At 63.9% G+C, this 13,483-nt stretch carries 7 protein-coding genes; all 7 read right to left on the bottom strand.

The window, feature by feature from the left end; all coding sequences use genetic code 11:
• Positions 1 to 59 precede the first annotated feature (59 nt).
• The 7 genes from V3G39_08960 to V3G39_08930 all read right to left on the bottom strand — a co-directional run bounded on the left by V3G39_08960 (position 60) and on the right by V3G39_08930 (position 13,398).
• Positions 60 to 2,432: an excinuclease ABC subunit UvrA gene (locus V3G39_08960; GenBank protein XAS78146.1), complete on the bottom strand. Its 2,373-nt coding sequence runs from the start codon at positions 2,430 to 2,432 to the stop codon at positions 60 to 62.
• A gap of 108 nt (positions 2,433 to 2,540) precedes the next feature.
• Entirely contained in the window at positions 2,541 to 3,752 is a 1,212-nt protein-coding gene (gene fdhA, locus V3G39_08955) for a formaldehyde dehydrogenase, glutathione-independent (GenBank protein ID XAS78145.1), read from the bottom strand.
• A gap of 97 nt (positions 3,753 to 3,849) precedes the next feature.
• Positions 3,850 to 5,721, bottom strand: a complete 1,872-nt coding sequence (dxs, locus tag V3G39_08950; GenBank protein ID XAS78144.1) for a 1-deoxy-D-xylulose-5-phosphate synthase — start codon at positions 5,719 to 5,721, stop codon at positions 3,850 to 3,852.
• A 399-nt stretch (positions 5,722 to 6,120) separates the two neighbouring features.
• On the bottom strand, positions 6,121 to 6,792 hold the full coding sequence (locus V3G39_08945) for a hypothetical protein (protein XAS78143.1): 672 nt from the start codon (positions 6,790 to 6,792) through the stop codon (positions 6,121 to 6,123).
• A 307-nt stretch (positions 6,793 to 7,099) separates the two neighbouring features.
• On the bottom strand, positions 7,100 to 9,793 hold the full coding sequence (acnA, locus tag V3G39_08940; protein ID XAS78142.1) for an aconitate hydratase AcnA: 2,694 nt from the start codon (positions 9,791 to 9,793) through the stop codon (positions 7,100 to 7,102).
• 289 nt (positions 9,794 to 10,082) lie between these two features.
• Positions 10,083 to 11,294 carry a TRAM domain-containing protein gene (locus V3G39_08935; GenBank protein XAS78141.1) on the bottom strand — a complete coding sequence of 404 codons (1,212 nt, stop codon included), beginning with the start codon at positions 11,292 to 11,294 and terminating at the stop codon, positions 10,083 to 10,085.
• Positions 11,295 to 11,439: 145 nt separating this feature from the next.
• The gene (locus V3G39_08930) at positions 11,440 to 13,398 is read right to left on the bottom strand and encodes an APC family permease (protein ID XAS78210.1); all 1,959 of its coding nucleotides are present in this window, start codon (positions 13,396 to 13,398) and stop codon (positions 11,440 to 11,442) included.
• Between the last annotated feature and the right edge of the window lie 85 nt (positions 13,399 to 13,483).

The raw sequence follows: 13,483 nt of genomic DNA, 5'->3' as shown, positions 1-13,483 counted from the left end.
CTTCGGAGGATGTTGCACCCTAAACACCCTCCGAAACTGACATCTCGGCCGTGCAGATGTCAGCCCGCGACGTAGGCCGCGAGGTATTCACCGGTCAGTGTCGACGCATCCGCGACCAGGTCTGCGGGGGTCCCCTGGAACACCACGCTGCCCCCGTCGTGGCCGGCGCCGGGGCCTAGGTCGATGATCCAGTCCGCGTGCGCCATTACCGCCTGGTGATGCTCGATCACGATCACCGACTTACCCGAATCCACCAACCGGTCCAGCAGCACGAGTAGCTGCTGGACATCGGCCAGGTGCAGACCGTTCGTCGGCTCGTCCAGGACGAATACGTCGGCCTTGTCGCCGAGGTGGGTCGCCAGCTTGAGGCGCTGGCGTTCGCCGCCGGACAAGGTGGTGAGCGGCTGTCCGAGGCAGATGTAGCCAAGGCCTACATCGGCCAACCGCAGCAGGATCTTGTGTGCGGCAGGAATGGCTGCTTCGCCCGCGGCGAAGAACTGGGCCGCGTCCGATACTGACATCCCGAGTACCTCAGCAATGTTGCGACCACCGAAGGTGTGCTCGAGGACGGACATGTCGTAGCGCTTACCGTCACAGACCTCGCAGGTGACAGCGACTCCGGCCATCACGGCCAGGTCGGTGTAGATGACGCCCGCGCCTTTGCAATTCGGGCAGGCGCCCTCGGAATTGGCACTGAACAACGCAGGTTTGACGTCATTCACCCTCGCGAACGCTTTGCGGATCGGGTCCAACAGCCCGGTGTACGTTGCGGGGTTACTTCGACGCGAGCCACGAATCGGACTCTGATCAACCGTTGTCACACCGTCACGGCGAGCAACCGACTCATGCATGAGCGAACTCTTGCCGGAGCCGGCCACACCGGTCACCACGCACAGCACACCGAGCGGGATGTCGACGTCCACCTCCCGCAGGTTGTGAGCGGCAGCACCACGCACCTGCAGAGCACCGGTGGACGCGCGCAGTTGACCTTTCAGCACCGTCCGATCATCCAGGTGCCTGCCCGTCGCAGTCCCGCTGTCGCGCACGCCGGCGACGGTGCCCTCGAAGCAGACCCGACCACCGGCGGTACCCGCGCCTGGTCCGAGATCGACCACGTGATCAGCGATCTCGATGGTCTGCGGTTTGTGCTCGACAACGAGGACGGTGTTGCCCTTATCGCGCAACTGCAACAGCAGGGCGTTCATCCGCGCGATGTCGTGCGGGTGCAGACCCGCGGAGGGCTCATCGAAGACGTAGGTCACGTCCGTCAGTGCTGACCCCAGATGGCGGACCATCTTGACCCGCTGTGCCTCACCCCCGGACAACGTGCCGGAGGCTCGATCAAGGCTCAGGTAGCCCAGACCGATGTCGACGAAAGAATCGAGAATGTCCGTGAGACCGTCAACGAGGGGAGCAACTGCTGGATCTCTGATCGTCCGCACCCACTGGGCGAGATCCGACACCTGCATCGCGGTGACCTCAGCAATGCTGGTCCCGTCGATGGTGGACGAACGTGCTTCTTCACTCAGCCGCGTTCCCCCGCAGTCCGTGCAGGTCTCCAACGTGACCGCCCGGTCCACGAACGCGCGGATGTGCGGCTGCAGCGCATCGCGATCCTTGTCGAGCATCGACTTGCGGATCTTCGGCACCAACCCCTCATACGTGAGGTTGATTCCATCGACCCTGATCTTGGTCGGCTCCTTGTAGAGGAACGCCTCGCGCTCGCGCCTGGTGAACCTCCTGATCGGCTGGTCCACCGGAAAGAAGCCGCAGCCGCGCAGGATCCGCCCGAACCACCCTTCCATCGAGTAACCGGGCACCGTGATCGCGCCATTGTTCAAGGACACGTCCTCATCGAACAGCTCACCCAGGTCGATATCCGACGTACTCCCCCGACCTTCGCACCGCGGACACATGCCGCCCACGACCTGGAAGCTACGCCGTTCCTTCACGGTGCGGCCGGCACGCTGGGTGGTGACCGCCCCCGCGCCGCTGATCGACGCGACGTTGAAGGAGAATGCCTGAGGGGATCCGATATGCGGGTGACCGAGACGACTGAACAAAATGCGTAACAGTGCACCTGCGTCGGTAACTGTGCCGACAGTCGAACGTGGGTCGCCGCCGATCCGCTCCTGACCAACCACGATCGCAGTCGTCAGACCGTCCATGATGTCAACATCAGGACGACCCAGGGTCGGCATGAAACCCTGCACGAAGGAGCTGTACGTCTCGTTGATCAGCCGCTGGGACTCCGCCGCAATCGTGCCGAAAACCAGGGAACTCTTGCCCGAACCGGAGACTCCGGTGAAAACGGTGAGGCGTCGCTTCGGAATCTCGATACTGATGTTGCGCAGGTTGTTGGCGCGGGCACCGACAACTCTGATGACGCCATGGCTGTCTGCATCGCGCGTTGTCGGTTCGTTCGCAGTCATGCCGCACATTGTCCAATGCGTGTCACCCGCCGAGATGTCGATTGCGCTAGATCTGGGTCGACCCAGCTGCACAGATGACACCTCGACGGGCTCGAACACGTATTTCGATCAGCCGAGCATGCCGTGCGGATCGATGACGTACTTCTTAGCTGCGCCCTTGTCGAAGTCGGCGTACCCGTTCGGCGCCTCATCCAGGGTGATCTTGACCGCGTTGACGGCCTTGGCGATCTGCGCCTTGTCCCGCAGAATCAGATTCATCAACTGGCGGTTGTACTTCTTCACCGGGCACTGGCCGGTCATCAGCGAGTGCGACTTCGCCCATCCCAGACCGAGCCGGATACCGAGGGTGCCTTCTTTGGCATTGTCGTCGGCAGCACCGGGATCACCGGTGACATAGAGCCCCGGTATGCCGATTCCGCCACCTGCGCGCGTGAGGGTCATGCAGGCGTTGAGCACCGTCGCAGGTGCCTCCTCGGCATCCGCACCGTGCCCGCGGGCTTCGAAACCCACGGCGTCGACAGCGGCATCGACCTCGCGCTCCCCGACGACCGCCTCAATCAGGTCGACCAGATCGTCGCCACCGGATAGATCTACGGTCTCGCAGCCGAAACTACGCGCCTGGGCAAGACGTTCGGTGTTCATATCGCCGACGACGACCACCGACGCCCCGAGTAGCTGGGCGGCGTGAGCAGCAGCCAAACCGACGGGCCCGGCCCCCGCGACGTACACCGTCGATCCCGTGGTCACACCTGCGGTGTACGCCCCGTGATACCCGGTCGGGAAGATGTCCGACAGCATCGTCAAGTCCATGATCTTCTCCATTGCCTGATCGCGGTCAGGGAACGGGAGCAGATTGAAATCGGCGTACGGCACCATCACGTACTCGGCCTGGCCGCCGATCCAGCCGCCCATGTCGACGTACCCGTAGGCGGCGCCGGCCCGTGCAGGGTTGACGTTGAGGCAGATGCCGGTCTTGCCCTCGTTGCACATGCGGCACCGGCCGCAGGCAATGTTGAAGGGGACCGAGCAGATGTCACCCTTCTTGACGAAGAGCACATCCTCCCCCATGTCGACCACCTCGCCGGTGATCTCGTGACCCAGCGTCTGACCGATCGGCGCAGTGGTGCGGCCTCGCACCATGTGCTGGTCACTGCCACAGATATTCGTGGTCACCAGCCGCAGAATCACTGCATGCGGCGCCTTGCGCTGGATGTTCAGACCTGTCACGACATCGTCCGGGAGCTCCAAGGACGGGTAATCAATCTCCTCGACCGCTACTTCACCAGCGCCCTTGTAGACGACAACTCTGTTACCTGCCATGTCCGAACCTCCACATCTCGACGCAGCCACACCTCTTGAATGTGACCTACGTCATACCAAGGTATCGGCTTGGCGACGCGGATGCCGAGTGCCGACTTCAGCTGCCGACGCGGCCGATCAGGTCGGTGGCAATGACGTCGCAGGTCAGGCCTATTTCTTCCAGCACCTGACCCCGTGAAGCATGCTCCAGGAATCGCTTCGGTATGCCGAACCTATACACCGGAACATCAACGGACAGCTCCGACAACCGGGCAGCGATCGCGACACCTACGCCATTGGTGACCAGATTGTCTTCGATGACCGCCACATGTCGGGCCTTACGTGCCAGATCCACGAGGTCGGGCGACACGGGCAACACCCACCGGGGGTCGATCACCATCGTCGAGATGCCTTGCGCGGCAAGTTTGTCCGCGACGCCAAGTGCAGTGGGGCACATTGCGCCCACACCCACGAGCAGTACATCGGGACAATCCTGCCCATCACGCAACACATCGATCATGCCCACCGAGCGCGCCGCTGTCAGCGGCTGCGCGACATCACCCTTCGGGAACCGAATGACGGTCGGAGCGTCGTCGATGTCGAGCGCTTCACGCAGTTGCAGCTTGACCTGCTCGCCGTCCCGAGGTGCAGCCAGCCGCAGGCCGGGCACGATCGAACAGATTGCCATGTCCCACATACCGTTGTGCGACGGGCCGTCCGACCCGGTGACGCCCGCTCTGTCCAGCACAAACGTCACACCCTGGTGGTGCAGCGCGCAGTCCATGAGCAACTGGTCGAAGGCGCGATTCAGGAATGTCGCGTACAGCGCAACCACGGGGTGCAGTCCGCCGTAGGCGAGGCCGGCGGACATCGTGACGGCGTGCTGTTCGGCGATGCCGACATCGAATACCCGCTCGGGATATTTCTCGGCGAACTTATCGAGACCGACCGGGATGAGCATGGCTGCGGTGATAGCGACGACATCGGGCCGTTCGGCGCCGATGCGCACCATCTCGTCACTGAACTCGTCGGTCCAGATGCGGCCCGACACCTCGAACGGCAGACCGGTCTCGGGGTTGAACTTGCCGATTCCGTGCCACTGGTCGGCTTCGTCATCCATCGCGGGCTGGTACCCGCGCCCCTTCTGGGTGATGACGTGCACTATGCACGGGCCGCCGAACTCTTTGGCGCGACCCAGTGCCGACTCCACAGCCTGCTCGTCGTGGCCGTCGACCGGTCCGAGATACTTCAACCCGAGGTCTTCGAACATGCCGTGTTGCGGAGCGACGATGTCTTTGACGCCCTTCTTCACCCCATGCAGCGTCTCGTACATGACGGTGCCGAACACCGGGGTGCGCTGCAACGCAGATTTTCCCCAGTCCAGCATCCGCTCGTAGCTGCGCGTCGTACGCAACGTCGCCAGATGCTCGGCCAGGCCGCCGATCGTCGGAGCGTAGGAACGCTCGTTGTCGTTGACCACGATGACCAGCGGCAACGCCCTGTTCACCGCGATGTTGTTGAGCGCCTCCCAGGCCATCCCACCGGTCAGAGCTCCGTCACCGATGACCGCGATGGTATGCCGGTCGCGGCGGCCTTGCAGGACACGAGCCTGCGCAATGCCTTCAGCCCAGGACAGTGACGCAGATGCGTGCGAGTTCTCGACGACATCGTGTTCGGATTCTGCGCGGCTGGGGTAGCCGGACAGTCCGCCCTGCTTCTTCAGACCCGAGAAGTCATGTCGGCCGGTCAGCAGTTTGTGGATGTATGCCTGATGGCCCGTGTCGAAGATGAAAGCGTCGTGGGGAGAGTCGAAGACACGATGCATCGCGATCGTGAGCTCGACTACGCCGAGATTCGGCCCCAGATGCCCACCGGTCTTGGAAACCGATTCGACCAGGAAGGCCCGGATCTCCGCGGCGAGCTCGTCCAACTGCTCGACCGGTATCGACCGGACGTCCGCCGGACTGTTGATGCGCTGGAGTAAACCCACGGAAGAACTTCCCTTATCGGTGACGGTCCAGAACTGAGTCTAAACGGTCACGCCTGCTGATCGGGCGGGTAACCCTTCCTGGTGAGCATGCGCATCGGTCTGCCGGTGCCTCCCTAGGACCCTCAGGTCGGGCCGACGGTCTGAATCAACCACTGTTCTCGCGCTATTCGTCACCGGCGTATGCGTGCTCATCGAAGGCGGAACCAGGCGGTTGGGACGGGATCTGGCTGAGTACGCGGAAGACGGACGTGAATACCCAGTCACCGCCCGTGCTCCCGTGCTGCACTCAGCAGGGCACCCAAGTTCGACTGCCCGGACGGAGCCGAGGCCCCGCACCCGGCGTCTGCCTGCGGGACCTCGGCGCCTACTGCAACAGCGAGGGCTGTTGCCGTTGCTTACTCACGGACGTGACCCCAGGTTCTTCCAGGCCTGCGCCGTAATCGTTGCTCGTTCCTTGGTGGAGTAGCCCATGGTCGTGATGCTGAGCACGTTCGGCCCCGACACTGCGAGCTCCATGACAGCCTCAAACGGGATGTGGAGCGCGACAGGCGGGTTGACGTACGTCGATTTGAGGGCGAGGGCGTGGTCTCCCAGACCCGTCGGATCGGGCAACAGACTCATGGTGATGCGGCTTCCATCCTCGTTGACCAATGGGGTGGAACAACCCGCGACCGCAGCGCGATACCGTCCCAACAGCGGCGCAAGATGACCTTTCGGCGTTACCTGCACGATCTGCGCGACCGACCGGATCTCTTTTTGTGCTTCCCCGACGGCTGCGAGGTTGGTGTAGGAGACCTGGGCGGTGTTGGCCTTCTCGATTCCGCCCTCGAAGAATCCCTTGCCATCTAGGAGGGTGGCGAGCGCGGGACAGGTGCCTCCTTTGCCGACCATCGTGGAGGACCCCAGAGAGGTCGGCGCCTCCCGGGACATCTTCGGGGTGAAGCGCGCGACCTGAGCGGGGGTGAGCAGGATGGACTTGAGGTCAGCGCCGGTCAGAGTTGCCAGCGGGTCACTGCCAGCCCTGGACGTTCTCGCGCTCGTCGAGACCCCCGAGGCTGAGGGCGACGTCACCGAGGGTGACGTCGTCGCAGAGGTGCTTCCCGCTGTCTGCGATCCACACCCGCTCAGCACGAGTGCGCCGGACGTTAAAAGGACACCGGTAAGTAGGACGAAACGATGCATGGCGGACCTCTCGGGTAACAACGGAGAGCAGATAGCTATCTGCACTTCCATCGAACCGCTGTCGCCACCGTGCACATATAGGTAGTTCTACGCGCGCAGTCGCTTATCCCCAGCGTCGAGCGGCATGGGAAAAATCCGAGTGGCGCACTTGTAGGCGCGCCACTCGGTGATTGTCTATGCCACTCGGCGGTGGGGACTAGGCGTCTTGTTTCACCAACGAGCGCAACACGTACTGCAGGATCCCGTCATTGCGGAAATACGCCGCTTCTCCAGGGGTGTCGATACGCACGACCGCGTCAAATTCGATCACGGCCTGATCACCATCGTCAGCTGTGTTGTTCTTGGTCGCCGTCACGTGCACCGTCTTCGGGATCCCACCTTCGTTCATTGCCTCAATGCCGGTGATGTCGAAGGTTTCCGTGCCCTCCAGACCGAGGGACTCGATGCTCTCGCCCTGGGGGAACTGCAGCGGCAACACGCCCATCCCGATCAGGTTGGAGCGATGGATGCGCTCGAAGGACTCGGTGATGACCGCCTTGACGCCCAGCAACCGGGTGCCCTTGGCTGCCCAGTCTCTTGAAGAGCCTGACCCATATTCTTTGCCACCGAGCACCACCAGCGGAATTCCCGCCTCCTGGTAGGCCTCCGCAGCGTCGAAGATGGACGTCTGCTTGCCCTCGTCCAGGAAGTTGCGGGTGTAGCCACCCTCCACGTTGTCCAGCAGCTGGTTGCGCAGCCGGATGTTGGCGAAGGTGCCACGCACCATCACCTCGTGGTTGCCGCGCCGCGAGCCGTAGGAGTTGAAGTCCTTGCGCTCGATCCCGTGCGCCTTGAGGTACTCACCGGCGGGGCTGTCGCCCTTGATGGAACCGGCGGGGCTGATGTGGTCGGTGGTCACCGAGTCGCCCAACTTGGCCAGCACCCGCGCGCCGGTAATGTCGGTGAGCGCATCCGGCTCGGCCTTCATACCGTCAAAATACGGGGGCTTGCGCACGTACGTCGACTCGTTGTCCCACGCGAACGTGTCGCCTTCGGGGGTCTCCAGACTCTGCCACCGCTCATCGCCCGCAAAGACGTCGGCGTAGTCCTTGACGAACAGCGCGCGGTCCATCGAATTCGCGATGGTCTTCTCGACCTCGGCGGGATCCGGCCAGATGTCCTTGAGGAAGACGTCGTTACCAGCCTGATCTTGCCCGAGCGCATCCACCTCGAAGTCGAAGTTCATCGTCCCGGCGAGCGCGTAGGCGATCACCAACGGCGGGCTGGCCAGGTAGTTCATCTTCACGTCCGGGTTGATCCGGCCCTCGAAGTTGCGGTTGCCGGACAGCACCGAGACCACCGTCATGTCGTGCTCCTGCACCGCCTGGGAGATCTCTTCGTTCAGCGGGCCGGAGTTGCCGATACACGTCGTGCAGCCGTAGCCGACGAGGTAGAAACCAAGCTTCTCCAGGTAGGGCCACATGCCGGCGTTCTCGTAGTAGCCGGTGACGACCTGTGACCCGGGCGCCATGGAGGTCTTCACCCAGGGCGCGACGGTCAGGCCCTTCTCGACGGCGTTCTTGGCCAGCATGCCCGCCGCCATCATCACCGAAGGGTTGGAGGTGTTGGTACAGCTGGTGATCGAGGCGATGACCACCGAGCCGTCCTTCAACCCGTAGGGCGCGCCCTGTTCCGGCGTGACCTGCTCTTCGCGGAAGTCACCTTCGACGCCGTAGTTCTTCACGTCCAGCGCGAACTGGGTCTTGGCATCCGCCAGCACGATGCGGTCCTGGGGGCGCTTCGGCCCGGCAATCGAAGGAACGACCGTCGACAGGTCCAGCCCGAGGTATTCAGAGAACCGGGGCTCGGTCGACGGGTCGTGCCACAGACCCTGCTCCTTGGCGTACGCCTCGACCAACGCGACCTGCTCCTCCTCGCGTCCGGTCAGTCGCAGGTAGGTCAGGGTGACGTCGTCGATCGGGAAAATAGCGCAGGTCGAGCCGAATTCAGGGCTCATGTTGCCGATCGTGGCGCGGTTGGCCAACGGAACTGCCGCGACGCCCTCACCGTAGAACTCGACAAATTTTCCGACCACACCGTGCTCACGCAGCATCTGGGTGATGGTCAGGACGACATCGGTCGCTGTGGCGCCCGCAGGGATCTCACCGGAGAGCTTGAACCCGACAACGCGTGGGATCAGCATCGAGACCGGCTGGCCGAGCATCGCAGCCTCGGCCTCGATCCCGCCGACACCCCAACCGAGCACGCCTAGTCCGTTGACCATCGTGGTGTGGCTGTCGGTACCGACGCAGCTGTCGGGATACGCGACGCCGTCACGGGTCATGATGGTGCGGGCAAGATGCTCGATATTGACCTGGTGCACGATGCCGGTGCCCGGGGGCACCACCTTGAAGTCGTCGAACGCGGTCTGCCCCCAGCGCAGGAACTGGTAGCGCTCCTTGTTGCGGCCGTACTCGATCTCCACGTTGCGCTCGAAGGCGTCCGCCCGACCGAAGACGTCGATGATGACGGAGTGGTCGATGACCATTTCAGCAGGTGCGAGTGGGTTGATCTTCTTGGCGTCACCGCCGAGGTCAGCCATTGCCTCACGCATTGTTGCGAGGTCCACAACGCACGGAACCCCGGTGAAGTCCTGCATCAGCACGCGGGCCGGAGTGAATTGAATCTCGGTATCGGGCTCGGCATCGGCCTTCCAGCTGCCGATGGCGCGCACGTGGTCGGCGGTGATGTTCGCGCCATCCTCGGTGCGTAGCAGGCACTCCAGGAGGATCTTCAGGCTGAACGGGAGGTCCGCGGAGCCCTCAACCTTGTCCAGTCGGTAGAACTCGTAGGACTGCTCCCCCACCTGCAGGGTGTCCTTTGCGTCGAAGCTGTTGGTGCTCATCGCCACTCCTTCACTGCTGGCGTCATTCCGCCCGCGTTCATTTATCTTGACGTCAAGATAACTCAACCATAGCGCGAAACTCTCCGGCATCGAGGATCCGCCTCGTTCAACCGCCCCTCACGTCCGTCGCGTTGTCGTCGCCAGCGACCCAGACGGGGACGGATCCGGCCATCCCGGCCATTTTTGGGGCGCCAGCGACCACAACGCGGCAAAGGGGTCGGTCGGGAGGGTCGGGGTCGGGAGGGTCGGGGTCGGTAGGGGGCAGCCGGGGTCAGTAGGGGGCGGTCGGGGTTTGTCAGGTGGGGTCGCCGACCGGCGCGAGAATCGCGATGCACTCCACGTGATGGGTCATCGGGAAGGCATCGAACGCGCGCAGTGAGGTCATCGCGTACCCCAACTCTGCGGCGTAGGCGATGTCGCGCGCCAGTGCGGATGGGTCGCAGGCGACGTAGGCGATGGCCCGCGGCGCGAGTGCCACTACCTGCCCCATCACCTCTCGCCCCGCGCCGGTGCGAGGCGGGTCCAGCACGACGAGATCGGCGTGGCTCCCGAGGTGCCGCTCGACCAGTGGCGCGGCGTGGCGCACGTCAGCGTGTTCGATGTGCGCCTGCAGGGTTTCTTGCAGCGCGGGCTGCGCGTCGGCTACGGCCCGGGCATCACCCTCTATACCGAGGACGGTGCCCTGCGTTCCCACGGCGCCGGCCAGGAACCGGGTGAACAGTCCAACACCGCAGTAGAGGTCGAGTACCGACTCCCCCGGCTGCGGTGCGAGCCCCCGCAGCACCTCGGCCACGAAGGTCGGCGCAGCTCCGGGGTGTACCTGCCAGAAGCCACGCGCAGAGACCTCGAAGTCCAAAGTGGTCCCGCCGACCACCACCTGTTCCAGCACTGAGGGCACCTCTGCGCGATGTGGCAGGAGCACCGCCGTCGCGGACTCATCGGTGGACACTGCGACATCCACACCGGTGATGCGGGACGGGAAAATTTCGGTGAAGATGCCCGTCGCACCGACCTGCGGCACGCTGATCACGCAGTCCTGCACCGGCACGATCTCGTGTGAGCGATGTGCCCTGAAGCCGGCCCGCCCATGGTCGTCGGTGGCCAGTTCGACCCGCGTGCGCCACCGCAGGCCGTCCTCATCGCCGGTGATCTGCTCGACCTGCCCGTCCCACTCGATACCGGCAAGTCGTTGCAACTGCTCGGCGACGACCGCCGTCTTGAGCTCACGCCCGTACTCCGCGCTCGTGTGCTGCCAGTCGCAGCCGCCGCAGCGCCCCGGTCCGGACCAGGGACACGGCGGGGTACGTCGTTGCTCAGAGGCCTGCAGGACCTGCACGGCATCAGCGCGCAGGAAGCGCGAGGTGGCAGTGCCGTCGGTGATCCGGGCACGCACCTTCTCCCCAGGCAGAGTGTGGCGGACGAAGACGACCCGGCCATCGCTGCGCGCCACGCAGGACCCGCCGTGCGCGACGGGCCCGATGTCGAGGACAACTTCCTGCCCGACCATCGAGTCGGCTGCCGGAGCACCGGTTCGTCGTCGAGCAGGACGGCGGGGTGCCCCGCCTGTTTTCGAGGAATGAGCTGCGTTCGATGCCTGGGAGGCGCCCGGACGATCTTGGCGAGGACGCTCGCCGCGAGGTGTCACGAGGCGATCACCGACCGAGCCGAACGGACCCGGGACCCGAGCCGTCGAAGCGGTCCTCCGAGCCCTCTGAGGACTGCAGCTGCCACGGGACGCTGGTCACCATCACGCCCGGCATGAACAGCAGCCGCGCCTTCAGGCGCAGCGCTGACTGGTTGTGCAGCAATTGCTCCCACCACTTCCCGAGAACGTACTCCGGTATGTAGACCATCACGACGTCGCGCGGACTGTCCCGCCGGATCGCGCGTACATAGTTGATGACCGGACGGGTGATCTCCCGGTAGGGCGACGTCACGGTGCTGAGCGTGACGGGAATCTCCCGGCGGGTCCACTCCTGCTTGAGTGCCCTGGTCTCCTCGGGATCCACGTCGACCGTCAGTGCCTCCAACACGGCTGGACGCGTCGCCTGCGCGTAGGCGAGCGCCCGCATCGTCGGTTTGTGAATCTTGGAGACCAGCACGATGGCATGCAGCCTGGCCGGCAGAACCTGTTCGTCGCCGTCCAGATCGGACAGCGCCAGCTCGTCGCGGACGTGCGCGTAGTGCCGGCGGATTCCGAGCATCAGGATGTAGAGCACGATCATGGCACCGACGGCGTACCCCGCCCCGTGAGTGAACTTGGTCAGCAGCACCACCACGAGTACCAGCCCGGACATCACGGCGCCGACCGCGTTGATCACCCTCGACCGCTTCATCCGAGCCCGGGCCTTCGGATCCCGTTCCTCCAGCAGGTGCCTGTTCCAGTGCCGGATCATGCCGCTCTGACTGGTCGTGAACGACACGAACACACCGACGATGTAGAGCTGGATGAGCCGGGTCGTTTCCGCGTTGTAGAGCACGATCAGCCCTACCGCGACACCAGCGAGGATCAGGATGCCGTTGGAGTAGGCGAGCCGGTCGCCGCGGGTGTGCAACTGGCGAGGCAGGAAGCCGTCCTTCGCAAGAATCGATGCGAGCACGGGAAACCCGTTGAAAGCGGTGTTCGCGGCCAGCACCAGGATCACGCCGGTGGCGGCCGCCACGAACAGCACACCGAGCGGAAAGCCTTGGAAGATCGCTTTGGACAGCTGACCGATGACAGTTTCTTCGTTGTAGTTGGTGACGGGTTTGCCGTTCAGCAGCAAACTGCCCGGGTGGTCCGGATCCTGCAGTTTGATACCTGTCCATCGCGCCAACGCGATGATCGAGACCAACATCGCGACCGCGATAGACCCCATCAACAGCAGCGTCGTTGCCGCGTTCTTGCTCTTCGGCTTCTTGAACGCCGGCACACCATTGGAAATGGCTTCCACACCGGTCAACGCGGCACAGCCGCTGGAGAAGGCGCGCAGCAGCAGGAAGAGCATCGCGAACTGGGACAGCGTCGACATGCCCTGTTGCGGAACCAACTCGAACTTCGCACTCGCGGACATCGGCAGGTCGCCCAGCAGCTTGCGGGTCACGCCGACGATTGCCATACCGAAGATACCGAGGATGAACAAATAGACCGGGATCGCGAAATAAGAGCCTGACTCACGCACTCCACGCAGGTTCAACGCTGTCAGAAGGACCACCAGGAGGACGGCGATGATGACTTCGTGACCGTTCACGAAGGGCAGTGCCGCCGCCGCGTTCTGCACACCGGAGGACACCGAGACCGCGACCGTGAGCGTGTAGTCCACCAGGAGAGCCGACGCGACCGTCAAACCGGCTTTCGGGCCGATGTTGGTGGTGGCCACCTCGTAATCACCGCCACCGGACGGGTAGGCGTGCACGTTCTGCCGGTAGGACGCGACCACGACCGCCATCACGAACACCACGCCCGCGGTGATGTACCAGGAGTTGGTCGTCACGAACGCGCCGCCTGCCGCGCCGAGAACGATCAGGATCTCATCCGGCGCATAGGCGACCGAGGACAGCGCGTCGCTGGCGAAGATGGGCAGCGCGAGCTTCTTCGGTAGCAGCGTGTCGCCCAGCTTGTCGCTGCGCATCGCGCGGCCGACCAACACACGCTTGATCGTCCGTCCAGTCACTGACACAAGCGATGAGTCTAGGCATGAAGCAGAAGCAGGACGA

It is taken from the genome of Dermatophilaceae bacterium Sec6.4 (assembly GCA_039636865.1).
GTDB lineage: Bacteria > Actinomycetota > Actinomycetes > Actinomycetales > Dermatophilaceae > Allobranchiibius.
Note: the sequence above shows the minus strand (reverse complement) of the source record. Positions and strands in the feature narration are given on the sequence as shown.